Source organism: Psychromonas sp. MME1 (assembly GCF_041080865.1).
Classification (GTDB): domain Bacteria; phylum Pseudomonadota; class Gammaproteobacteria; order Enterobacterales; family Psychromonadaceae; genus Psychromonas.
The window spans coordinates 2710098-2731612 of the sequence record NZ_CP160906.1 but is presented as its reverse complement, the minus strand read 5'-3'; the positions used below and the strand labels follow the sequence as shown (position 1 = coordinate 2731612).

Below are 21515 nucleotides of genomic sequence, written 5' to 3'. Positions count from 1 at the left end.
GCGTTCGGGAACTAACTAATGGGTGACCCTGATTGCGGTCACTAAGCAAGCAGGTGGAGTTTAAAGGAAAAACTTTTCTATTATTATTCTGAATAGCCATCGTTATGAGTCAACAATAAGGTGGCACTAGGTAGCCATCCCCGAACAGGGGATGGTCGCGGCGATTTAGGTTCTTAATTTTTTCAGTTGTTGATCCTGCTGAACAACGAGTTCGGCTAGGCTCATGCTGCTCTGTTGGGCTTCATCGGCGAGACGAGCGAGTTCAGAAGCTGAATCGGAAATGCCAGTAATGTTACGATTGACCTCTTCGGTGACGGCGCTTTGTTCTTCGGCAGCGGTGGCGATATGTGTTACTTGACTAGAAACCGCCTCAATTTGACTAACAATAGTGTTAAGTGAATGCAATGCGGATTGGGTTTGTTCCACAGCTAACAGTGCGCCATCGGCGCCTTGGTCGATAATTTTTGAGGCGCTTTTAACCTCCCCTTGTAATGAATCAATCAGTTTACTGATCTCGCTGGTAGAGCTTTGGGTTTTAGAGGCGAGTGTGCGCACTTCGTCGGCGACTACTGCAAAGCCTCTGCCTTGTTCACCTGCTCTGGCTGCTTCAATTGCTGCGTTTAATGCAAGTAGATTGGTTTGGTCTGCAATGGCGCTAATCACCTCCAAAATTTTACTGATATTAGTACTACTTTCGGCCACTTTAGCAACCGCTTGTTTAGCCAATTGCGACTCTTGCGACATATTGTTTACATAGGTCATCGCTTTACTGAGGCTTTCTTCACCGGTTTTAACATTGACACTCATCGCTTCGGTTTCCGAAGCGGTTTGTTCAGATGCTTTGGCTACTTCTAAGGCGGTGGCGCTCATTTCATTAACGGCGGTGACCACACTTTCAATTTCGTGGTACTGACGATCCACGCTGGCACGGGTTTGTTGCGCAATATTGGCAACTTTCTGGCTTTCTTTTTGTGAGCTGGAAGCTAACTCTTTGAGCTCGCTGATCAGTATTCGAAGCTTGCTAATAAAGCCATTAATGCCAGCTCCTAGCGCGATTAATTCGGCATGTGATTGTACTGATACCGATTGAGTCAAATCACCTTCGGCACTGGCGAGGTTTTCAATTCGACTCTGGATCATGTGCAGTGGTGCGATAATTGAGCGGATCACAAAAATAATCGCAGCCACTGCAATTACAGAGACTATGCTCCCAACTATCAGTAACAGGCTACCTAAGGAGCTTTCCATATCACTCATCGCTTCGTCCATGGCGATGGCAGCCTGCAATGCATCGCTTTTAGCCACTTCGATAAGTAGCGACCAATGTGCATCTGCGATGGGAATGGTCACAGGGAAAACGACGACTATGTTATCGGTAGTTTCCATATAGGCGTCATTCTGGTTTAGGTTTTGATATTGTTTGGCAAGAGTGGGATCTATCGACTCTGATAATGGACGTGCTTTTTTTGTGTAATGGCTGGCCGCAACGACTAATCCTTTTTCGCTTAAAAGGGTTACTTTGGCATGGCCTTGGTAGAGACTGCTGGATAGTTCATTAATTAGCTTTTGAAAAATAGGTAAATTGATATCAACCCCTACCAAGCCGATGAATTTATTTTTCACCACCACAGGTACCGTTAATGAAGTCATCAATTCCTCATTGCCAGGGCTGATTTCATAGAGGTATGGCTCCATTAAGCAAGGCTTTTTGCTCTCTTTGGCGCATAAATACCATTCTGCTTCGCGTATCCCAAATTCGTTAAGTGTAGCGATATATTTGGACGTAGCATCGGTGATTTGATGGTGCTCTACGCTACCGTCATTATTACGTGTGTAATAAATTTCTAAGGAACCTGCATCTGGTACACTGTGGCTATGGCTTCCACTGTAGTCGCTGTCTAGGCCATCGTAACCATTGGCTTCAAACTGGGCATACATGGATGAGAGTTGACTATTTTTTTGTAGTATAGCGGTCACTGCTGTTTCAATGTTTTCTCGGCTTAATGGTTGCTGCTGTGCTGTCGTTTCGATAATCCCGCTAAAGGAAAATGGAATGCGGTAAGCTTCGTTAATGAAACCTGCTATTTTCTCGCCATATTCGCCTGCTTTGGCATTGAGTCGCTGTTGAGTCTCTTGTTGCATGGTGCCTTGAACTTGTTCTGCTAATTTTGCATTTTTATTACTCAAAGACCACCATAAGCTAAAGGATAGTACGCTGACAATGATCAGAAAGAGTGCAGAGGTGATCCAAAGTAGTTTGGTCGCGATGGATAGTTTGCGCATGGTTTTCTCCATAAATCATAGAACGGTTGCCTGAAATTAAATAGATGCCTTCTTACAACAGTAGCACCGCTTGCCGAGTATAACCAACGGGCATGGCCCTTGTTCTAAAAGTTGCATCTCGATCATTGTCGTGGCTATGAGCCTGTCGCTAAGTATGGTTCGCATTTCTAGATTAATTTATTTTTAAATTGTGATATTGGTTTGTTCTGGTCATTTATCAATCGTTTAAGTGTCACTGTTTTTATTGTGTGATTAGCGTATAAAAGCACATCAAAATAAAAAGATAATAGTGCTACTGCAAAGGGAAAACTATGAAATTCAAAAAACTCTCAATAATGTTCGGGTTGCTTTATTTACTCGTGACAACAGCTAGCCAAGCTTTTAATGATACGACTTATCTGCAAGATCCAGAACACCAATTTTGGTTTGATATTGATGATCTTCCGACAATAAAACTGCATTTTAGTGAAGATCAATGGCATGTGTTGCTCAGTTCCACCAGTAGTGTTCGTGAGGTAGTGAGTGGCGATATGACCTTTATTAAAGGCGGTGTCGAGTATCCCTTAAATAATATCGGCATCAAGATTAGTGGTAACACCAGTTTTGAATTACCAGAGCAGGAAAATGGCAATTATGCGCAAGCTAACTTTACTCTCGACTTTGATGAGTTTGTTGATAATCAAGTGTTGAGTGGCATTAGCAAGCTTAAATTGAAGCGCTTTAAAGATGATCAAAGCTATGTTCAGAGCCTTTATCTAATCATATTATGCATAATTTTAATGTTTGGACGGCGCACTCTTCGACCTACGCACGCCTAGATATTACCGTGGGTAACCGAGCCAGCGTTTATTTTGGTGTTTATCGAATGAATGAAAGCGTTAATCGTAAAGAATATTTAGATAAACGTTTTGGCCCAGACAATGACAGTGGTTTCTTGTGGCAAGGTAATCATAAAGCTTGGGGTAAAGCGCATTTTTCACGGATCAATGACAGTTGGGGGGGGGTAGGTGACTCTGATCAAGCTAGTTTTGAATATAAAAGTAAGGGCAGTAAATATACGCAAGCACATGCGCAATTGGTCGAATTAGCACAGAACTTTAGCAATTTAGAGGGGCAAGCATTTGAGGACTATGTTGCTCTGCATATTAATATTCCCCTCTTACTTAAAGGTTTAGCAAGCGAGGCTGTGCTTGGACATTGGGATGGTTTCTGGGGTAATGGAAATAACTTTTTTATTTATATTGATGAAAGTGAAGTTATGCATTTTGTTCCTTATGATACTGATAATACCCTAGGAACCTCATTGTTGGTCGGAGATGTGGGGGAGAGCGATCCATTGCAGTTTGCCTCTGCTAATGATGCGCCATTGTTGGTACGGAAAATTTTAGCGATTAAGCGCTATAGTGCAGAGTATCAAGGTTATCTTAAAGAGTTGGTCACAGAGTCGGGGCTGATGCGTCAGGAGGACTCCTTGCCATGGATAGAAAATGTACATCAGTTGATCCGTGATGAGTTGGAAAATGACACGGGAGATAATGAAGTCATCAATGATAGACCCGCTAGTTGGGGCAATGAAAGTCGCTATAGAATATTTACTCTAGATTCAGGTAAAAATTGGTATGAGACTCGCCGTAATGCGGTATTGAAAGCCTTGGGTAGTGTTGAAAATATCTATGCAACGGTTTATTACCGTGGCGTCAGCAATAATTGGGCTGCCAGTTTGATGGAGCAAGTAGAGCCTAATATTTGGCGTATTACCGTGACGAATGGGCCTCAGAGTGACGCCACTGGTGCAGGGCGCTTTAAGTTCGATATAAATGCAGATTGGAGTCAAAACTTAGGTGATGATAATGCCGATGGGATCGTCGATGCTACTGGTGCTGATATTCTATTTACTGAAGGCGAGGGAGAATATCGGATTACTTTTTATGCGCTTGATGGTCGCTATGAAATTGATAAATTGAACGTTACTGTGCCAGATCCTAGCCCTGATAATGGTTCCGAGTCGAGCGTGGAACCAACTTCACAATCCTCCTCGGGTGGAAGTAGCTCTGTAATGATTGTTGTGTTGTTGTATCTGTTGCTATTGACCAGACGACGCATGGCGCATTAACAACCCGAAGCTAAAACGTCATTAAAAATGTAGCTAAAATTAATTAGAAAACGAAAAACCCAGTTAGGTAATCTATCTGGGTTTTTTGGGTTATAGAAGGTATGTTATCAATCATTTACTTAGTAGATGATTTACGTCTGCGAGTCATTCCTAATCCAAATAGTCCCATACCAAGTAGCGCAATTGTTACAGGCTCAGGTACTTCTTGTGTGCTTACATCATTGGCAGTACCTTTCCAGATAACGCCAGTAGGGCCCCCTATATTATTTACATAGAAGTTTAGGCGGCCATTGCCAGCTACGAAAAGCTCACCGGTTAAAGCAATAACATCAGTAATTTTTTTCCATGGGGAAGCAATGCCATAATCGTCAGAGTTAAAGAGTACATTTCCTTGGCTCTTAATTATTAATGAATCATCATATGAAACAAATAGCGATGAAATATAATTATCCATGCCATTTTTATTCAAATCTAATTCCCATACTCGGTAATCCCCAATAACATTCCAAGCATCATCGGGTTGAATCCAACTTGCACCATCAAGATCAGTACCCGTCGGGTTGACATAGGTTCCAGCATTTTGATTGCTTAGTGTACATTTAGCACAACCGTCATCGAGACCTGACATAAAGGTGATTGGCGCTGCAAAAGATGCGGTTGAAACAAGCATTAAAGCGGAGATTAACATTGATTTAATTAACATCATTTTTATTTCCTTCTTAAGTTGTCTAGGATTGCATATAAAACGAGTTACCATGCTTAGTTTTGCATTTTTCTTGCCAGTTATTAATAGGTATGTAATTTCATATGGTTATATATATTTTGTTTTCCTATACTCTCTTTTTTCAACCTAACTTATTTTTTTTGTAAAAAAAGCTGACACCTCTTAGCTGCCTGCCCTTAATGTAATTTATGCTTCATTAGTGTGACTTAATTACCATTTTCTGAATTAGTTTTATCTAATGTAGCTTTATTAACTAAAGGTTGATCTAATACAGTTTTATCTCATGTTGTTTTGCCATAATTAACTCAATATGGCTGTATACCCTATTGGGGGTATTTTTGTTACTACAGGAAGCTAGGAGCATGAGCGTTATGATGCAAGGAAAAGCAACAGCAATAATCGCACTATTGCTATTAGGTTGGATTAATACGGTGTTGGCCACGGATTCTGATGCTTCTGCGGTAGATCTAAATCGCACAAGGATGACCGCAGACCACAGTAAATTTGAATCCCTTGATCAGGATTTTGATTATGCGCCTGATGTTACTGAAGCTTGTTTGGAATGCCACACCGAGGCTGCCAAGCAGGTGCATAAAACCTTCCATTGGAAATGGGCTGCTAAAGTCGATGAGCAAATGGTTGGTAAGGGCAAAAATGGTTTTAATAACTATTGTGTTTCTGCACGTGGTAATGAGAGTTGTACACAATGTCATACGGGCTATGGTTGGCGTAATGATGATTTTGATCAGGAAGCGGAAGAGAATGTTGATTGCCTAGTTTGTCATGATGGTACAGGAACATATAAAAAATCGGCGGCGATGTCGGGACATCCTTACTATGAAGCGACGCAGCTCGGTGAATTTCTTCAACCCGCGGTCGACCTTAAAGCCGTAGCAAAAAGTGTCGGAGCACCTAAACGGGAAAACTGCCTTGCATGTCATGCTAATGGTGGTGGCGGTAATGGTGTAAAACACGGCGACACCGACATGTCATTAGTTGATCCTGTCCACTCCCTTGATGTGCACATGAGCCCTGATAAGCTAAATTTCAGTTGTCAAACTTGCCATAAAACCAGTGGCCATGAAATTGCGGGGCGTTATAACGGTAAAAAAGCTTTTATCGACCATAAAAAAGATATGGGGCGTATCGAACGTGACGGCAAAAATGTCGCCTGTGAATCCTGCCATGGTGAAAAACCACATGAAGTCCGTGAGATTGATAATCATACCGCTAAGGTTGCTTGTACCTCTTGTCATATCCCTGAAATGGCGCGCGGTCCTTATCTCACTAAGTTGAGTTGGGATTGGTCTACGGCAACGAAGATGAAAGATGGTAAACCCTATACGGAAGAGAAGGTATTTGATGGGGTGGAAGCACATAGTTATATGAGTAAAAAGGGTACATTCACTTGGGGACGTAATGTGACGCCTGAATACCGTTGGTATAAAGGTGAATTAATCCAGAAAACCCTACAAACGGTGATTGATCCTAGCAGTGCACCAATTGATATTAATCCACCGACGGGGAATTACAACGATCCCGATGCACGTATTTGGCCCTTTAAAGTACACCGTGGTAAGCAACCCTATGACACCGAGTTTAATCGCATTTTGCCGATCAAATTATATGGTAAGAAGGGCACTGGGGCACTATGGACTGAGTATGACTGGGAGAAAGCATTAACCGCAGGTGCTCAATTAAACGAAGTTGAATTTAGTGGGCACTTTGATTTTATTGAAACCAATGGATTCTGGCCTATTAAACATATGGTTGCACCTGCAGAAGAGGCGGTTGATTGCCATTCCTGTCATTCTCGTGATAGTCGTTTAGCGGGATTAAATGATTTTTACTTAATTGGTCGAGATAGTAATTTCTGGGTGGAGTTATTTGCTTTGTTCGCTGTTATTGGCGGCCTACTGGGGGTAATTGGACATGGCGCTTTACGTTATCTAGCGGCTATTAGAAGAAAAAAAATGTCAGTGAAGCAAGAGCAAGGAGAAGGTTATGAGTAATCTGTCTGGCAGTAAAATTGTGGTGCTTTTTAAGCGTTTTGAGCGATTTTGGCACTGGGCGCAAGCATTGATGATTGTGTTGTTATTGCTCTCAGGATTGGAAATGCATGGATTGTTTGTTTTATTTGGTTTTGGAACGGCGGTTGAGACACATAACCTCATTGGTTTTGTCTGGACGGGGCTCGTTGTCTTGATCTACACCTGGATTTTGACCACGGGTGAGTGGCAGCAATATTTTCCCACCTTAAAAGGGGTGGAAGGGACATTGCGTTTTTATCTATATGGTGTGTTTAAGGGAGAAAAACATCCGCATCATATAACGCCAGAAGATAAATTTAATCCGTTACAGCGTCTAGGTTACATTGCGATTTTATTCGCTCTGCTGCCGTTACAGGTTATTAGTGGCTTTGCTTTCTACTTTTTTCCCGATTTACGGGCGGCAGGCGTCATAGAACATGTCGATTTAATTGCTATTTTACACACCTTTAATGCCTATGCCTTGCTTAGTTTTGTAGTCATTCATCTTTATATGATCACCTTTGGAGAGAAGTTATCAACGCATATTAAGGCCATGATCACCGGTAAAGAAAAAATCGAAGAATAATCATTTTTAATTAAGCTGAGGAGATAGATATGAAGAAATTAATAATGTTAACACTTGGGCTAATGTTAACTTTTAATGTGTTTGCAGATGCAGCGAAGGGGCAAAAATATTACTTGAAGTACTTGCGTCCCCATTTTGCTATCAATGGGCAGGAGTTTGCTAGTCAGCACTTAAAGGTTGAGTGGAAACGATTGTTTAAGAATGATGCCAAACGTTTTATTAAGGAATATACAAAGAAATTCCCTGATTCTGCCGAGTTTTTAAATGGTGATACATTTCAGAAAATAGCGCCAGATTTAGCTGATTTTGCCGAGAAGTATGCCGCAGACAGTGGGGAGCTTGCTAGTTGTAACTAAAACGGAATTAGTTAGTTCTACAAATGCATGATGGAAAACTAATAGGTAGTTTCCTTCTATTTTTAATAAGACAGGGATGACACATTATGAATAAAAAATTATCGCTAATCGCCGCCTCCTTATTCATTGCCTTTTCAACAACAGTTCAGGCTGATCAGGCGCAGGATATTGCAGACTTAAAAGAACAAGTGCGTGAATTACAAAAAAAAGTAGGTGGAAATAACCTTAAGCTAAGTGCTGATTATCGCGTTACGATGGACAGTATTGATTATAAGATGGCCGATGGCTCTAAACTACATAATCATGACCTTTTAGCTAATCGCTTAGAGATTGGTATGGGGTATCAGCCCTTTGATAACCTTGTTTTTAAAGGGTTACTCTCATATAACAAAGCATTTGGGCAAACAGGGCTTAATAGTGACCCCTACGATCCGGGAATGGGCGATTTTGATTGGGTTACTAACGAAAACTTAGATGATAATAGCCTTAAGGTGAAGGAGGTATATATGTTATATCTCGGTGATTCATTTTTAGGTAATGATCAAATACCTTGGACGGCGAGTATTGGTCGTCGCCCATCCACGAACGGCTTTCTTGCTAACATTCGAGAAGGTTATGACAGTGCAAAATCGCCACTTGGACATTCTATTAATGTCGAATTTGATGGCCTAAGTTTAAGTGCAAAACTTGAGAAAATAACGGGTGTTGCTGGTATGGATGCTAAAATCTGTGCTGGTCGAGGCTTGAGTGCGACGAGTACGCCACGATTTTCTGTCTCTGGACATGATTATACTGATACGGGAGCGACGGATAATATAGACATGATTGGCTTTATTATTACTCCCTATAATGATGGTCAATATGATATTAAAGCGCAATACTATTACGCCACCAATATGCTTGATATGGGCTACGATTATTCTAATCCTATGGCGCCTCAACCAACAGGCTTTGAGCAATTAGGTGATCTGCAAAATTTCACTTTATCTGTGCAAGTGAATGGTGTCGGTGAATTTATTAATGACTTTTTGGATGATACGGTTTTATTTGCATCGGTATCAGCCTCTCAGACATTACCCGATGGTGGTACATCCGCAGGTGGGAACTACGGAATGTTAGGGTCACAGGAGGATGAAAAAGGCTATTCCTATTGGCTTGGTGCAACAATACCTGGTTTTTTAGCTGATGATAGATTCGGTTTTGAATTCAATCACGGCTCTAAATATTGGCGTTCATTTACCTATGGCGAAGATACGTTAATTGGCTCTAAAATAGCAGCACGCGGTGATGCCTATGAAGCTTATTATAATTTGCCTATTATTGGTGAAACGCTCTATTTACAATTCCGTTATACCTATATTGATTATAAGTACTCCGGTAGTAATGGATTCTTTGGTAACAGTGGTGCTCCAATGACGATGCAAGAGGCGAATATGATGGGAATGGGAGGAATGGTGGCTGATACGGCACAAGATTTCCGCGCGATGATCCGTTACAACTATTAACCTATCTGCATCAGTTAAATCAAGTCGCATGATAATAAGTCAATATTACCTGCGGCTTTTCACTTTTTAATAGCGATTAAATTGCAATGCAAACTTCATCAGATGCGGACTTACCCGCTTGGTTATATGCACTAACTTGATAGCAATATGTCTGCCCAGTGAACGCCGTTTTGTCGTCATAGCGGTCGCTATCTTGAGGAAGGAAGATTGCTTGGTCATAGGCATCTTCTCCTGCTAGGCGGCGTTCGACGATATAGCCTGATTCATTATCTGAATTATCATACCACGAGATAACAAGTTGAAGTTTTTCACCAAGCGGTTGGTCAATTATTTGATCACTGGAGTCCGATTCGGATGATACACAGGAAAAGAGCAGTAAAGATAAGATCATTAATAATAAGTGCTTACATGATAGGGGTGAATTATGCATTTTGTCTCCTACAAAAAATGATAATTCAGTCATCCTATAACATTGTTAAGTATAAAAAAGTAGAGGTATGATGGGTCTATCATTGCCTCGGTAACCCCGCTGCCATGGAGCTTACTCTACAGGCCGGTGGTTTTGCGTCTTAAGGTTTCCCTCAATTTGCTATTTTCTAGCGAACAATATTAGTGAAAACTGAGTTGAAATTTGTGAATTTGTTTTAATTTCTATTTACGCGATGATTTTATGTCGTTTTTTTGTACAATACAAGTTCGCTTTTGATTGTTTCATGATGTTTTCTGTTCACATTGATTTTTTTTAAATATAACGTGTTGTTTTTTAGTTTAAATATGTACTGTATAAATTATATTTTAATGGTCACTCGAAAATGAAATGAGTGACGCGTTGGGTTAATTATTAGCTAGAGGGTAATAGAATGGTAATGTAGTTGCGCGAATTTCATTATCAGGTGACAATAATCACTGTTTAAATGGATTAACTACTTTTAAGGATAAATTTATGAATAATACATTTCGCTTTAGCGTTTTAGCGCTCTCTTCTCCACTATTATTCACCCCATTAGCCGTACAAGCTGACACCATAGCAGGCCTTTATGCCGGTGCGCAGATTTGGAATATGGAATCTTCAGGTTCATTTGGTGAAGATGGCACAATGCAATCGTTTAATCTGGATGATAAGACCAAAGGGAGTTTCTGGGTCGCTTTAGAGCATCCTATTCCAGTAATACCTAATATTAAAATTCGCTATAACCAACTCGATGTAAAGGGGTATAGTGATGTTAACAATTTGGAATTTGGTGATTATACCTTCACCGGACATGCCTCTGTGGATGCAAAATTGGATCATTTCGATTTTATTCTCTATTACGAAATCTTAGATAACGATATTGTCTCCCTTGATCTGGGGCTTAATGCTAAATATGGTGATTTTAAGGTAAAACTTGATGGTACAGTAGAAGATAATCAGGGCAATAGCCTGTCACAGAGCGCAGAAGAGTCCTACAATGGGGTTATTCCGTTAGGTTATGTGGCAGCTGAAATTGGCTTACCCTTTACTGGATTAGGCGTTTATGGTGAAGTAAACTGGATTGGCTACGATGATCATCATGTGCATGATATTCAAGGTGGTATTTTCTGGAATATGATTGAAACACTTGCGATAGATGCGACGGTGCAATTTGGCTACCGCGATATTAAATTTGATATTGAAGATCTTAGTGGCATCTATGCAGATGCTGAGTTTAAAGGTGCCTACGCAGGTTTACAGTTACATTTCTAATGCAATAGTCGTTAAGTGGTAAAGAGAGGCATCAACCATTTGATGCCTGTTTATTATCTAACCGACACTATTTATTTCTTGTTCGTTTAAATAGCGCCATTCTCCTGGTTTCAGTTCGGCATCTAACTGAATATCGCCAATTTGTTCTCTATGTAATGCAGTCACATGGTTGCCGATCGCTGCAAACATGCGTTTCACTTGATGATATTTCCCTTCACTAATGGTTAGTAGCACCTCTAGATCCGATTCAATTATTACTTTTGCTGGCAAGCAGGGGTGGGGTTCGCTCTTGAGCTGTATACCTTGTGTAAACAGTGTGCAGGAATGGTCATCGATCGGCTGCTCAATCGTAACGCGATAACGCTTGGCACACTTTTTACGAGGACTGGTAATGAGGTGTGACCACTGCCCATCATCGGTGATTAGTGTCAAACCGGTTGTATCGGCATCTAAACGCCCTGCGATACAGAGTTGTTCTGCATGGTCGACATCGATCAAGTTTAAGATACTTGGTAGATGTTCATCGACGGTAGAGCAGATAAAACCCTGCGGTTTATTGAGCATAATGTAACGGTTGCCCCGTAAGGTAATGGCCTTGTTATCAAGTGTAATGAGTTCGCCATCTTGTACTTTGTAGGCGCTATTACGTAATGTTTGTTGGCCATTATTCACTCGCCCTTGCAAAATCATTTTTTTAGCTTGGCTTCTGGTAAGTGTCGTAGACTGGCATATATATTTATCTAATCGCATCGAATCGTTTCTTATTTTTGAGTGAGCTGTTGAATGGCATTTTTTAATGCGCGTTGCGCTTCTTTTTTGCCTGTATATTGATTTTTATCGCAGACTTCATGCCAACTGTTATTTTGCAGTATTTTTTGTATAGCGAGTGACTGCTGCTTTTTATCTAAACGGTGTAAATTGCTGTTTAGCAGTAATTGTTGCAATTGATATTCAACGGTTTCAAAAGGGCGGTTACCAGCAATATAACTGATTAATTGAGTAGTGTCTTGTGGCTGATTATTTAATTCCGCTAATAGTGCCGATACTAACTCAGGGTCAAGACGTTGTAGGTGACGACTTAATTGTAGCGGCAGTTGTAATTGGAAGTTTTCCTGAATGGTTCGGTGTAATTTTTTTCCCTGATTTGAAAGCGGGTAATTAACAATCAGTGAATGTGCACCGCTGCTGCTATCTTGTGTTGTTCCTACTCGTAAGGTAGTGAAACCAAGTTGTTGCCAAAAGGATAAAAGATAAGCCGTTGCCGCAAAACTGGCTCCAAGATGGTCGAAGTGGTTATCCAAGGCCCAAGTTGTTAACGATTTTACAAATAACTTACCCACTCCTTGTCGTTGGCATGTGGGATGAATGGCAATCCGTTGTATTCTGGCAAAGTGTTGCTGCGCTGCTCCTTGATGGCCGGAATGGAAAGTCAAGGATTGGGCAATCAGGTTGCCTTGAACTCTGCGTGTTCCTTGCCATACCTGTTCTGCTAAAAGCGGTGAAAATCCGCCTTCTGAATTAACTAATGCGACACCGAGAATTTGCTGGTTTTGTTTAAAGAGGAAAATGTGCATGGCATTGTCATTAAGCATCATTGCGAGGTCTGAAGGTTTGGTTTGATAATGTGCATTAATTAAAAGCGAAAAAATAGTGGTTAATTGATTTTTATCGGCAATTAACTCTGCTGCTGTTACGCGATAAAACTGTACCGGTTGCGCTTCATCATATTGCTGCGGAGTCGTTGCATCATCGCTTAAACAGAGATTATTTAGAGTGAAATGTTCAAGGGGATCATTTTCAGACCAACGAATCGGCGTTTTCAGATGACATTTTCGCCACTGCGGTGCGATTTCCGTTAAACGTTTTTGAAAGCGTAATGCAAACCCGCGTCCTGAACCTTCGTAGCCATGTAATGTGCTAGCGAATACAATGCGAGCGTAGTGGCAAACAAAGCTTTCTAACATTGGGATAGGGATCGCGGCGGCTTCATCGATAATCAAAAGATCGCAATTTGGTCTGTTTTCTAGCAGTGCATCCGGGGCGATAAATTGGATAGATTGGTTACCGTTAATAATAGCATATTGATGCGCTTCCTTGCCCAGTAATAAACTTGCATGTTTAAAAAGGGTAAATGTGGCGCGTTTACTCGGTGCACAAACTAAAATCTTCTTTATCCCATTACGGAGTAGTGTTGCCGCAGCAATTCCAAGCGCAGCTGATTTTCCTCTTCCTCTATTTGCCGTTAAAACCAGTGGACGGCGTCGATGTCCCGTCACCGTTTTAACAATAGCCCTTACTGCGTATTCTTGTTCCCTTGTGTTAATCGAAAAAGAAGAAGTGGCAGGAGAGAAGGTATTATTAATTTGAGCAATAGGTGCATTTTCTGCAATTGTGATGAAATTATATTGCTGTAGTTGCTTATCAATAAAATGATAAAAGTAATCACTGTCATCGATAGTGAGTGGGCTAAGTAATATCAATAATCCCCCTCCACGTAAGGTGCCTTCCGCAGCTGCAAAAGCATTGGCATCAAATTCAGCAATAGCATTAATAAAGAGAAGGGGGGTTTCTTGGCCTAATATTGTTTGGTAAGGCGTTGTTGTGACCCCTGTCGGTGCATCACCAATCCAAAAATAGGGCTGCGGAAGATCTTCTATTAATACGCTACATTGTTGAAAACACCAGCTGGTTGTTCCACGTAAGCGTAATATTTGCCGATGGTTGCTGGCCTGCGCCTGTAGTTGAAGATGATCGATAAGTGAAATTAACGCGTGCACAGGAGATCCTATTTATTGATTCGAGTGGAAAGTATAGCATTGTAGCAAGCGCAAACTACTGAGAAAAAGCGCCTTAAGGATAAAATGTAATGGCATAAGATCCGAAAAAGATCTTTACGATAATTTTTCTATTTCAAGTTAAGAAAAACTTGCATTGCTTCACATTTACTGTATTATGCACCGCACTTACCGATATGGTAGGTGGGCAATAAGCCCATAACCATTTTATTAGGTTATCGAAAATGACTCCCGATTGGGGAGCGACTAGTTTGAATAAGCACTTGAGATCTATCTTAGATAGTTCGTCAGGTGTTTGTTTGTATGTTGTATTTTTAACTATTGGAGTTTTGGTCCATGCAGAACCAAAGAATCCGTATCCGCCTTAAAGCTTTTGATCATAAATTGATCGATCAATCAACGGCGGAGATCGTTGAAACTGCAAAGCGCACAGGTGCTCAGGTACGTGGTCCTATTCCACTACCAACTCGTAAAGAGCGTTTCACAGTATTGATTTCACCGCATGTAAACAAAGATGCACGTGACCAATATGAGATCCGCACTCACAAGCGCTTGATTGATATCGTAGAACCAACTGAAAAGACTGTTGACGCACTAATGAAGCTAGATCTAGCTGCTGGCGTTGATGTTCAAATCAGCTTGGGTTAGATAAGGAGTTACAACAATGACAATCGGTCTAGTAGGTCGTAAAGTTGGAATGACTCGCATCTTCACTGAAGATGGTGTTTCTATCCCAGTTACAGTTCTTGAATGTACACCAAATCGCGTTACTCAAGTTAAAACACTTGATACTGATGGCTACCAAGCTATTCAAGTAACAGCTGGCACTAAGAAAGCTAGCCGTGTAAACAAACCAGAAGCTGGTCACTTTGCGAAAGCAGGTGTAGAAGCTGGTCGTGGTCTGTGGGAGTTTACTCTTGCTGATAACGAAGGTGCAGATATCAAAGTTGGCGCTGAGCTAAGTGTTGAGCTTTTCAACGAAAATACGAAAGTAGATGTTACAGGTCAGTCTAAAGGTAAAGGTTTCCAAGGCGGTGTTAAACGCTGGAACTTTAACACACAAGATATGACACACGGTAATTCACTATCACATCGTTCTAATGGTTCGATTGGTATGTGTCAAACACCGGGTCGTGTTTTTAAAGGCAAAAAAATGTCTGGCCACATGGGTGCTGAGCGTGTTACGACTCAGAATCTTGAAGTTGTTCGCGTAGACGTTGAACGCAACTTACTGCTCATTAAAGGTGCAGTACCAGGTGCGAAAAACGGCAATGTGTTCATTAAACCTGCTGTTAAAGCATAACCAAGGATTTAGTAATGGAATTGGTATTGAAAGATGCACAAAGTGCACTTGAAGTTTCTGACGCTACCTTTGGACGTGAATTCAACGAGGCCCTAGTTCATCAGGTGGTCGTTGCATATGCAGCTGGTGCTCGTCAAGGTACTCGTGCTCAGAAAACCCGTAGTGATGTTCGTGGTGGTGGTAAAAAGCCATGGCGTCAAAAAGGGACTGGCCGAGCTCGTTCAGGTACAATCCGTAGCCCAATCTGGGTTGGCGGTGGTGTTACTTTTGCTGCGCGTCCTCAGGATCACAGCCAAAAAGTAAACAAAAAAATGTACCGTGGCGCAGTGAGAAGCATTCTGTCTGAATTAGTTCGTCAGGATCGTCTAATCGTTGTAGAAAACTTCACAGTTGAAGCTCCAAAAACAAAAGAGCTGAAAGCGAAGTTAAAAGAACTGGATCTTAAAGATGTTCTAATCATTACCGAAGAATTAGATGAAAATCTATTCTTAGCAGCACGTAACCTTTACAAAGTAGATGTTCGTGATGTGCAAGGTATTGATCCAGCAAGTCTAATCGCATTTGATAAAGTTTTAGTAACTGCAGATGCAGTGAAAAAGATTGAGGAGAGCCTAGCATGATCAGTGAAGCACGTTTACTGCAAGTTATTCTAGCCCCGCATATCTCTGAAAAGGGAACTTTATCTGCTGAAAACCATAACACTATGGTATTCAAAGTTGCAGGTACTGCGACTAAAGCAGAAATCAAAGCGGCAGTTCAAAAACTGTTTGAAGTTGAAGTTACTGGTGTTCGCACACTAAACGTGAAGGGTAAAACCAAGCGTACTGGTCAACGTATGGGTCGCCGTAGCGACTGGAAAAAAGCATACGTTAGTCTAGCTGAAGGTGCAGACATCGATTTCGCTGGCGCTGAGTAGAGGAATTATAGATGGCTATTGTAAAATGTAAGCCTACGTCTCCAGGTCGTCGCCACGTTGTCAAAGTGGTAAACAAAGACCTGCACAAAGGTAAGCCATACGCACCACTTTTAGAGTCTTTATCTAAATCAGGTGGTCGTAATAATGGTGGTCGTATTACGGTTCGTCATATCGGTGGTGGTCATAAACAACACTATCGTTTAGTCGATTTTAAACGTAATAAAGACGGTATCCCAGCAAAAGTAGAGCGTTTAGAATACGATCCAAATCGTAGTGCTAATATTGCGCTAGTACTTTATGCTGATGGCGAACGTCGCTACATCTTAGCCCCAAAAGGCTTAGTTGCTGGTGATGTAATCCAATCTGGTGAAGATGCATCAATCAAAGTAGGTAACTGCTTACCGATGCGTAACATTCCAGTAGGTACAACAGTACACGCTGTAGAAATGAAACCTGCTAAAGGTGCACAAATTGCACGTTCAGCTGGTGCATACAGCCAAATTATAGCTCGTGATGGTGCTTACGTTACACTACGTTTACGTAGTGGTGAAATGCGTAAAATCCCTGCTGAGTGTCGTGCAACAATCGGTGAAGTTGGTAATGCAGAACATATGCTACGCCAATTAGGTAAAGCTGGTGCTACGCGTTGGCGTGGTGTTCGTCCTACCGTTCGTGGTGTTGTAATGAACCCAGTAGATCACCCACATGGTGGTGGTGAAGGTAGAACATCGGGTGGTCGTCATCCTGTTTCTCCTTGGGGTATGCCAACTAAAGGCTACAAAACTCGTAAGAACAAGAGTACTGATCAGTACATTGTTCGTCGTCGCAACAAGAAATAAGCAGAGGTATCGCCATGCCACGTTCTCTCAAGAAGGGTCCATTCATTGACCTACACTTGCTGAAGAAGGTAGAGAAAGCGATGGAAAACGGTGAGAAAAAGCCAATTAAGACTTGGTCTCGTCGTTCAATGATCATTCCAGATATGATTGGTCTGACCATCGCTGTCCATAACGGGCGTCAACACGTGCCAGTATTTGTAACTGATGAAATGGTCGGTCACAAACTGGGTGAATTTGCACCAACTCGTACTTACCGTGGCCATGTCGCGGATAAGAAAGCGAAGAAATAGAGGTATTTATGGAAGCTTTAGCTAAACATTTATTTGCTCGTTCTTCAGCTCAGAAAGCGCGTTTGGTAGCAGATCAAGTACGTGGTCTATCAGTAGAAAAAGCACTAGAACTTTTATCATACAGCCCTAAGAAAGCTGCAGTATTGATTAAAAAAGTTGTAGATTCTGCAACCGCAAACGCTGAGCATAATGAAGGCGCAGACATTGATGAGCTATACATCACAAAAATTTGTGTTGATGAAGGCCCAACAATGAAACGCATCATGCCTCGTGCGAAAGGCCGTGCCGATCGTATAATGAAGCGTTCTTGCCACATCACAGTAGTGGTATCAGACAGGGGTTAAACAATGGGACAGAAAGTTCATCCTAACGGTATTCGCCTAGGTATCACTAAGCCATTTAGCTCTACCTGGTATGCCGGCACAAAAGATTTTGCAGATAACTTATATAGTGATTTTCAAATTCGTAAATTCTTAACTGAAAAGCTAAAAAATGCTTCTTTGTCTAAGATTACAATTGAGCGCCCAGCGAAAAGTGTTCGTGTGACTATTCACACTGCACGTCCAGGTGTTGTAATTGGTAAGAAAGGCGAAGATGTTGAAAAACTACGCTCAGCAATTGCTAAAATGGCAGGTGTTCCAGCGCAGATCAATATTTCAGAAGTTCGTAAACCTGAACTTGATGCAAAACTAGTAGCAGACTCAGTCTCTTCTCAGTTAGAGCGTCGTGTAATGTTCCGTCGTGCTATGAAGCGTGCGGTACAAAATGCTATGCGTCTTGGCGCAAAAGGCATTAAAGTTCAAGTAAGTGGTCGTTTAGGTGGTGCAGAAATCGCACGTGCTGAGTGGTATCGTGAAGGTCGTGTACCTCTACATACTCTTCGCGCAGATATCGATTACTCTACTTCAGAAGCGTTGACTGTTTACGGTATCATCGGTGTTAAGGTTTGGATCTTTAAAGGTGAAGTTCTAGGTGGTTTATTGCCACAAGAAACAGAACAACAGCCATCTAAACCAAAGCGCAAAAGCCGCGGTAAGTAGGAGATACGCTAATGATGCAACCAAAACGTATGAAGTTCCGTAAAATGCACAAAGGCCGTAACCGCGGTCTTTCGAAAGGTGCGGAAGTAAGCTTTGGCGAATTTGGATTAAAAGCTGTCGGTCGTGGTCGAATTACTGCTCGTCAAATCGAAGCAGCACGTCGTGCAATGACTCGTCATGTTAAACGTCAAGGTAAAATCTGGATCCGCGTGTTTCCTGATAAACCGATTACTGGCAAACCGTTAGAAGTTCGTCAAGGTAAAGGTAAAGGTAACGTGGAATATTGGGTTGCTCAAACTCAACCAGGTAAAGTTCTTTATGAAATGGAAGGTGTTCCAGAATCATTGGCTCGTGAAGCATTTGCTCTAGCAGCTGCTAAACTGCCTGTGGCAACAACTTTCGTAACTCGTAAGGTGATGTAATGAAAGCTAACGAACTAAAAGAAAAAAGTGTTGAAGAGCTTAATGCTGAACTTCTTAACTTATTACGTACTCAATTTGAATTACGTATGCAGTTAAACACTGGTCAGTTAGAAAAGCCGCACTCAATCAAAGAAGTGCGTCGTAACATCGCCCGTGTTAAGACAGTATTAAATCAGAAGGCAGGTGCGTAATGAGCGAATCTACAACTCGTACTCTTCAAGCGAAAGTAATCAGTGCAAAGATGGATAAATCTATCGTTGTTGCTATCGAACGTAAAGTGAAGCACCCGTTATACGGAAAATTCATTAAACGCACGACTAAGTTACATGCGCATGATGAAACAAATCAATGTGGTGAAGGTGACGTTGTTTTAATCAGCGAATGCCGTCCACTATCTAAGACTAAGTCTTGGACATTGGTAGAAATCGTAAGCAAAGCTTAATTTTAAGCCTCGTTTACACGTGTATAAACGGCGTCCTTTTCGGATGCCGTTTTTTTAGACTATCTTTCTTTGAAAGTTGGTGGTATGATGCCGCTCCCTGAATAAAGGGAACACAACTCCTTAGAGAGTATTTAATAGTAAAATAGCGGAGCACTGTAATGATCCAAATGCAAAGTGTGCTGGATGTCGCCGATAATTCAGGCGCCCGACGCGTAATGTGTATTAAGGTCCTTGGTGGCTCGCATCGCCGTTATGCAGCAATCGGTGACATCATCAAAGTATCTGTGAAGGAAGCAATTCCTCGCGGTAAAGTTAAAAAAGGTGATGTTCATTCAGCTGTGGTTGTGCGTACCAGAAAAGGTGTACGTCGTCCCGATGGTTCTGTAATTCGTTTTGACCGCAATGCTGCGGTTATGCTGAATGCAAATAACCAACCTATCGGTACACGTATCTTTGGCCCTGTAACTCGTGAACTTCGTAATGACAATTTTATGAAGATTGTTTCACTGGCGCCGGAAGTACTGTAAGGAACCGATATGGCAGCAAAAATTAAACGTGACGATGAAGTAATTGTTATTACCGGTAAAGATAAAGGTAAAACTGGAAAAATTTCTAAAGTTTTAACTAACGGTAAAGTAATTATTGAAGGTGTAAATACGGTCAAGAAACACCAAAAGCCAAACCCGCAAGCGGGTGTAACTGGTGGTATTATTGAACAAGAAGCACCGATACAAATATCAAATGTTGCGATCCTTAACCCTACAACGGGTAAAGCGGATCGTGTTGGATTTAGAGATGAAGACGGAAAGAAAGTACGTTTTTTCAAATCTAATAATGAACTTGTGAAGTAACTGGAGTTTACGATGGCGAAACTGCATGATTTCTATAAAGACAACGTGGTGTCTGATTTGCAAAAGCAATTCGGCTATACGTCTGTCATGCAAGTCCCTCGAATAGAGAAAATCACCCTTAATATGGGTGTTGGTGAAGCACTGGCTGATAAAAAAGTGCTTGAGAATGCTGCTGTTGATATGGCTGCTATCTCAGGTCAAAAGCCTGTTATCACTAAAGCGCGCCGCTCTGTGGCTGGCTTCAAAATTCGTGAAGGCTACCCGATTGGTTGTAAAGTCACTCTACGTGGTGTTCGTATGTGGGAATTTTTTGAGCGTTTGGTAACAATCGCTATTCCTCGTGTACGAGATTTCCGTGGCCTAAATGCTAAGTCATTTGATGGTCGTGGTAACTACAGTATGGGTGTACGTGAGCAAATCATTTTCCCTGAAATCGATTACGATAAAGTTGATAAAGTACGTGGTTTAGATATCACAATTACAACATCAGCTAAGACTGACGAAGAAGGGCGTGCATTGCTGACTGCCTTTAACTTCCCATTCCGTAAGTAAGGTGTAGGTTATGGCTAAACAATCAATGAAAGCGCGTGAAGTAAAACGTGCGAAGCTAGTTTGTAAATTCGCAGAAAAACGTGCGGCTTTAAAAGCTACTATTAGTAATGTAAACACATCTGACGAAGATCGTTGGAGTGCAGTGTTACAGCTTCAAACGCTACCTCGTGATTCAAGTCCAGTACGTAAACGTAATCGTTGTAACGTAACTGGTCGTCCACATGGTTATCTTCGTAAATTTGGCATGAGCCGTATTAAGGTTCGTGAGCATATGATGCGCGGAGAAATCCCTGGCTTGAAAAAAGCTAGCTGGTAATCAATTAAATCACGGAGTAAATAGTTATGAGCATGCAAGATCCTATTTCGGATATGCTTACGCGTATTCGTAACGGTCAAGCAGCAAACAAAGTATCTGTAAAGATGCCTTCTTCTAAACAAAAAGTTGCTATTGCAGCTGTGTTAAAAGCTGAAGGTTATATTACTGATTACGTTGTTGCTGGTGACACAAAGCCTGAATTAGAAGTTACGTTAAAATACTTCGAAGGCAAAAAAGTTATCGATACTTTAAAACGAGTTAGCCGTCCAGGTCTACGTATCTATAAAGGTGCGAACGATCTTCCTAAGGTTATGGCTGGTTTAGGTATCGCGATTGTTTCAACTTCTCAAGGTGTTATGACTGACCGTGCAGCGCGTAAAGCGTGTATCGGTGGTGAAATCATCTGTTACGTATCTTAAGGAGTAATCT

General features: G+C 41.5%; 28 protein-coding genes and 1 riboswitch. Of the genes, 23 read left to right on the top strand and 5 right to left on the bottom strand.

The genetic code is table 11. The features are described from left to right. Window positions 1–165: 165 nt before the first annotated feature. A complete protein-coding gene (locus AB2N10_RS12545) occupies window positions 166–2283 on the bottom strand; it encodes a methyl-accepting chemotaxis protein (RefSeq protein ID WP_354622712.1) in 2118 nt (705 codons plus the stop codon). Window positions 2284–2594: 311 nt separating this feature from the next. Here AB2N10_RS12545 and AB2N10_RS12540 point away from each other — a divergent pair, with 311 nt between their 5' ends. Continuing rightward, complete coding sequence (locus AB2N10_RS12540) at window positions 2595–3101, top strand: hypothetical protein (RefSeq protein ID WP_369433919.1); 507 nt, start codon at window positions 2595–2597, stop codon at window positions 3099–3101. Then, the gene (locus tag AB2N10_RS12535; protein ID WP_369433918.1) at window positions 3050–4396 is read left to right on the top strand and encodes a CotH kinase family protein; all 1347 of its coding nucleotides are present in this window, start codon (window positions 3050–3052) and stop codon (window positions 4394–4396) included. The genes AB2N10_RS12540 and AB2N10_RS12535 overlap by 52 nt, the downstream gene beginning before the upstream one ends. 115 nt (window positions 4397–4511) lie before the next feature. Here AB2N10_RS12535 and AB2N10_RS12530 read toward each other — a convergent pair whose 3' ends face one another. After that, a complete protein-coding gene (locus tag AB2N10_RS12530; protein ID WP_354622710.1) occupies window positions 4512–5102 on the bottom strand; it encodes a PEP-CTERM sorting domain-containing protein in 591 nt (196 codons plus the stop codon). 380 nt (window positions 5103–5482) lie between these two features. On the opposite strand from AB2N10_RS12530, the gene AB2N10_RS12525 reads away from it, so the two are divergent. The 4 genes from AB2N10_RS12525 to AB2N10_RS12510 all read left to right on the top strand — a co-directional run bounded on the left by AB2N10_RS12525 (window position 5483) and on the right by AB2N10_RS12510 (window position 9597). Then, window positions 5483–7132 carry a tetrathionate reductase family octaheme c-type cytochrome gene (locus AB2N10_RS12525; protein WP_354622709.1) on the top strand — a complete coding sequence of 550 codons (1650 nt, stop codon included), beginning with the start codon at window positions 5483–5485 and terminating at the stop codon, window positions 7130–7132. Next, the gene (locus AB2N10_RS12520; protein ID WP_354622708.1) at window positions 7125–7736 is read left to right on the top strand and encodes a cytochrome b/b6 domain-containing protein; all 612 of its coding nucleotides are present in this window, start codon (window positions 7125–7127) and stop codon (window positions 7734–7736) included. The genes AB2N10_RS12525 and AB2N10_RS12520 overlap by 8 nt, the downstream gene beginning before the upstream one ends. A gap of 29 nt (window positions 7737–7765) precedes the next feature. Beyond that, window positions 7766–8092 carry a hypothetical protein gene (locus AB2N10_RS12515; RefSeq protein WP_354622707.1) on the top strand — a complete coding sequence of 109 codons (327 nt, stop codon included), beginning with the start codon at window positions 7766–7768 and terminating at the stop codon, window positions 8090–8092. An 86-nt stretch (window positions 8093–8178) separates the two neighbouring features. After that, a complete protein-coding gene (locus AB2N10_RS12510) occupies window positions 8179–9597 on the top strand; it encodes a DUF3373 family protein (RefSeq protein WP_354622706.1) in 1419 nt (472 codons plus the stop codon). A 76-nt stretch (window positions 9598–9673) separates the two neighbouring features. Here the strand turns inward: AB2N10_RS12510 and AB2N10_RS12505 are convergent, their stop codons facing one another. Then, window positions 9674–10027, bottom strand: coding sequence for a fibronectin type III domain-containing protein (locus tag AB2N10_RS12505; protein ID WP_354622705.1), 354 nt, complete (start codon window positions 10025–10027; stop codon window positions 9674–9676). Between the two features lie 86 nt (window positions 10028–10113). Continuing rightward, a riboswitch (cyclic di-GMP riboswitch) is annotated at window positions 10114–10198 on the bottom strand. 342 nt (window positions 10199–10540) lie between these two features. Here AB2N10_RS12505 and AB2N10_RS12500 point away from each other — a divergent pair. Further along, entirely contained in the window at window positions 10541–11320 is a 780-nt protein-coding gene (locus AB2N10_RS12500) for a TIGR04219 family outer membrane beta-barrel protein (RefSeq protein ID WP_354622704.1), read from the top strand. Window positions 11321–11377: 57 nt separating this feature from the next. On the opposite strand, the gene AB2N10_RS12495 is transcribed toward AB2N10_RS12500, so the two are convergent. Both AB2N10_RS12495 and AB2N10_RS12490 read right to left on the bottom strand, forming a co-directional pair. After that, entirely contained in the window at window positions 11378–12070 is a 693-nt protein-coding gene (locus AB2N10_RS12495) for a pseudouridine synthase (protein ID WP_354622703.1), read from the bottom strand. 11 nt (window positions 12071–12081) lie between these two features. Beyond that, entirely contained in the window at window positions 12082–14097 is a 2016-nt protein-coding gene (locus tag AB2N10_RS12490) for a GNAT family N-acetyltransferase (protein WP_354622702.1), read from the bottom strand. A 354-nt stretch (window positions 14098–14451) separates the two neighbouring features. On the opposite strand from AB2N10_RS12490, the gene rpsJ reads away from it, so the two are divergent. From rpsJ to rpsH, 16 genes are all read left to right on the top strand, one after another. After that, window positions 14452–14763, top strand: coding sequence for a 30S ribosomal protein S10 (gene rpsJ, locus AB2N10_RS12485; protein ID WP_354622701.1), 312 nt, complete (start codon window positions 14452–14454; stop codon window positions 14761–14763). Between the two features lie 16 nt (window positions 14764–14779). Then, a complete protein-coding gene (gene rplC, locus AB2N10_RS12480) occupies window positions 14780–15418 on the top strand; it encodes a 50S ribosomal protein L3 (RefSeq protein WP_354622700.1) in 639 nt (212 codons plus the stop codon). Between the two features lie 14 nt (window positions 15419–15432). Then, window positions 15433–16038 carry a 50S ribosomal protein L4 gene (rplD, locus tag AB2N10_RS12475; protein ID WP_354622699.1) on the top strand — a complete coding sequence of 202 codons (606 nt, stop codon included), beginning with the start codon at window positions 15433–15435 and terminating at the stop codon, window positions 16036–16038. After that, complete coding sequence (gene rplW, locus AB2N10_RS12470; RefSeq protein ID WP_019613677.1) at window positions 16035–16334, top strand: 50S ribosomal protein L23; 300 nt, start codon at window positions 16035–16037, stop codon at window positions 16332–16334. Before rplD ends, rplW begins: the two co-directional genes overlap by 4 nt. 11 nt (window positions 16335–16345) lie before the next feature. Beyond that, on the top strand, window positions 16346–17173 hold the full coding sequence (rplB, locus tag AB2N10_RS12465) for a 50S ribosomal protein L2 (protein WP_369433917.1): 828 nt from the start codon (window positions 16346–16348) through the stop codon (window positions 17171–17173). Window positions 17174–17187: 14 nt separating this feature from the next. Further along, on the top strand, window positions 17188–17463 hold the full coding sequence (gene rpsS / locus AB2N10_RS12460) for a 30S ribosomal protein S19 (RefSeq protein ID WP_354622698.1): 276 nt from the start codon (window positions 17188–17190) through the stop codon (window positions 17461–17463). 8 nt (window positions 17464–17471) lie between these two features. After that, complete coding sequence (rplV, locus tag AB2N10_RS12455) at window positions 17472–17807, top strand: 50S ribosomal protein L22 (protein ID WP_354622697.1); 336 nt, start codon at window positions 17472–17474, stop codon at window positions 17805–17807. Between the two features lie 3 nt (window positions 17808–17810). Next, the gene (gene rpsC, locus AB2N10_RS12450; RefSeq protein ID WP_354622696.1) at window positions 17811–18503 is read left to right on the top strand and encodes a 30S ribosomal protein S3; all 693 of its coding nucleotides are present in this window, start codon (window positions 17811–17813) and stop codon (window positions 18501–18503) included. Window positions 18504–18514: 11 nt separating this feature from the next. Beyond that, window positions 18515–18925, top strand: a complete 411-nt coding sequence (gene rplP / locus AB2N10_RS12445; protein WP_354622695.1) for a 50S ribosomal protein L16 — start codon at window positions 18515–18517, stop codon at window positions 18923–18925. Next, entirely contained in the window at window positions 18925–19116 is a 192-nt protein-coding gene (rpmC, locus tag AB2N10_RS12440; RefSeq protein WP_354622694.1) for a 50S ribosomal protein L29, read from the top strand. Before rplP ends, rpmC begins: the two co-directional genes overlap by 1 nt. Continuing rightward, on the top strand, window positions 19116–19367 hold the full coding sequence (gene rpsQ, locus AB2N10_RS12435) for a 30S ribosomal protein S17 (protein WP_354622693.1): 252 nt from the start codon (window positions 19116–19118) through the stop codon (window positions 19365–19367). Before rpmC ends, rpsQ begins: the two co-directional genes overlap by 1 nt. Before the next feature lie 158 nt (window positions 19368–19525). Then, window positions 19526–19894 (top strand): 50S ribosomal protein L14, encoded by a 369-nt coding sequence (gene rplN, locus AB2N10_RS12430; protein WP_284203650.1) that lies wholly within the window; start codon window positions 19526–19528, stop codon window positions 19892–19894. 9 nt (window positions 19895–19903) lie between these two features. Further along, window positions 19904–20218, top strand: a complete 315-nt coding sequence (rplX, locus tag AB2N10_RS12425) for a 50S ribosomal protein L24 (RefSeq protein ID WP_354622692.1) — start codon at window positions 19904–19906, stop codon at window positions 20216–20218. Between the two features lie 12 nt (window positions 20219–20230). Further along, window positions 20231–20770 (top strand): 50S ribosomal protein L5, encoded by a 540-nt coding sequence (rplE, locus tag AB2N10_RS12420; RefSeq protein ID WP_354622691.1) that lies wholly within the window; start codon window positions 20231–20233, stop codon window positions 20768–20770. Window positions 20771–20780: 10 nt separating this feature from the next. After that, window positions 20781–21086 carry a 30S ribosomal protein S14 gene (rpsN, locus tag AB2N10_RS12415; protein ID WP_354622690.1) on the top strand — a complete coding sequence of 102 codons (306 nt, stop codon included), beginning with the start codon at window positions 20781–20783 and terminating at the stop codon, window positions 21084–21086. A gap of 26 nt (window positions 21087–21112) precedes the next feature. Next, window positions 21113–21505, top strand: a complete 393-nt coding sequence (gene rpsH / locus AB2N10_RS12410; protein ID WP_354622689.1) for a 30S ribosomal protein S8 — start codon at window positions 21113–21115, stop codon at window positions 21503–21505. The last annotated feature ends 10 nt before the right edge of the window (window positions 21506–21515 follow it).

Excerpts from the sequence above, each read along its gene's own strand:
- AB2N10_RS12545 (WP_354622712.1), bottom strand. The coding sequence starts at position 2,283 with ATGCGCAAACTATCCATCGCGACCAAACTACTTTGGATCACCTCTGCA.
- AB2N10_RS12540 (WP_369433919.1), top strand. The coding sequence starts at position 2,595 with ATGAAATTCAAAAAACTCTCAATAATGTTCGGGTTGCTTTATTTACTC.
- AB2N10_RS12535 (WP_369433918.1), top strand. The coding sequence starts at position 3,050 with ATGCATAATTTTAATGTTTGGACGGCGCACTCTTCGACCTACGCACGC.
- AB2N10_RS12530 (WP_354622710.1), bottom strand. The coding sequence starts at position 5,102 with ATGATGTTAATTAAATCAATGTTAATCTCCGCTTTAATGCTTGTTTCA.
- AB2N10_RS12525 (WP_354622709.1), top strand. The coding sequence starts at position 5,483 with ATGAGCGTTATGATGCAAGGAAAAGCAACAGCAATAATCGCACTATTG.
- AB2N10_RS12520 (WP_354622708.1), top strand. The coding sequence starts at position 7,125 with ATGAGTAATCTGTCTGGCAGTAAAATTGTGGTGCTTTTTAAGCGTTTT.
- AB2N10_RS12515 (WP_354622707.1), top strand. The coding sequence starts at position 7,766 with ATGAAGAAATTAATAATGTTAACACTTGGGCTAATGTTAACTTTTAAT.
- AB2N10_RS12510 (WP_354622706.1), top strand. The coding sequence starts at position 8,179 with ATGAATAAAAAATTATCGCTAATCGCCGCCTCCTTATTCATTGCCTTT.
- AB2N10_RS12505 (WP_354622705.1), bottom strand. The coding sequence starts at position 10,027 with ATGCATAATTCACCCCTATCATGTAAGCACTTATTATTAATGATCTTA.
- AB2N10_RS12500 (WP_354622704.1), top strand. The coding sequence starts at position 10,541 with ATGAATAATACATTTCGCTTTAGCGTTTTAGCGCTCTCTTCTCCACTA.
- AB2N10_RS12495 (WP_354622703.1), bottom strand. The coding sequence starts at position 12,070 with ATGCGATTAGATAAATATATATGCCAGTCTACGACACTTACCAGAAGC.
- rpsJ (WP_354622701.1), top strand. The coding sequence starts at position 14,452 with ATGCAGAACCAAAGAATCCGTATCCGCCTTAAAGCTTTTGATCATAAA.
- rplC (WP_354622700.1), top strand. The coding sequence starts at position 14,780 with ATGACAATCGGTCTAGTAGGTCGTAAAGTTGGAATGACTCGCATCTTC.
- rplD (WP_354622699.1), top strand. The coding sequence starts at position 15,433 with ATGGAATTGGTATTGAAAGATGCACAAAGTGCACTTGAAGTTTCTGAC.
- rplW (WP_019613677.1), top strand. The coding sequence starts at position 16,035 with ATGATCAGTGAAGCACGTTTACTGCAAGTTATTCTAGCCCCGCATATC.
- rplB (WP_369433917.1), top strand. The coding sequence starts at position 16,346 with ATGGCTATTGTAAAATGTAAGCCTACGTCTCCAGGTCGTCGCCACGTT.
- rpsS (WP_354622698.1), top strand. The coding sequence starts at position 17,188 with ATGCCACGTTCTCTCAAGAAGGGTCCATTCATTGACCTACACTTGCTG.
- rplV (WP_354622697.1), top strand. The coding sequence starts at position 17,472 with ATGGAAGCTTTAGCTAAACATTTATTTGCTCGTTCTTCAGCTCAGAAA.
- rpsC (WP_354622696.1), top strand. The coding sequence starts at position 17,811 with ATGGGACAGAAAGTTCATCCTAACGGTATTCGCCTAGGTATCACTAAG.
- rplP (WP_354622695.1), top strand. The coding sequence starts at position 18,515 with ATGATGCAACCAAAACGTATGAAGTTCCGTAAAATGCACAAAGGCCGT.
- rpmC (WP_354622694.1), top strand. The coding sequence starts at position 18,925 with ATGAAAGCTAACGAACTAAAAGAAAAAAGTGTTGAAGAGCTTAATGCT.
- rpsQ (WP_354622693.1), top strand. The coding sequence starts at position 19,116 with ATGAGCGAATCTACAACTCGTACTCTTCAAGCGAAAGTAATCAGTGCA.
- rplN (WP_284203650.1), top strand. The coding sequence starts at position 19,526 with ATGATCCAAATGCAAAGTGTGCTGGATGTCGCCGATAATTCAGGCGCC.
- rplX (WP_354622692.1), top strand. The coding sequence starts at position 19,904 with ATGGCAGCAAAAATTAAACGTGACGATGAAGTAATTGTTATTACCGGT.
- rplE (WP_354622691.1), top strand. The coding sequence starts at position 20,231 with ATGGCGAAACTGCATGATTTCTATAAAGACAACGTGGTGTCTGATTTG.
- rpsN (WP_354622690.1), top strand. The coding sequence starts at position 20,781 with ATGGCTAAACAATCAATGAAAGCGCGTGAAGTAAAACGTGCGAAGCTA.
- rpsH (WP_354622689.1), top strand. The coding sequence starts at position 21,113 with ATGAGCATGCAAGATCCTATTTCGGATATGCTTACGCGTATTCGTAAC.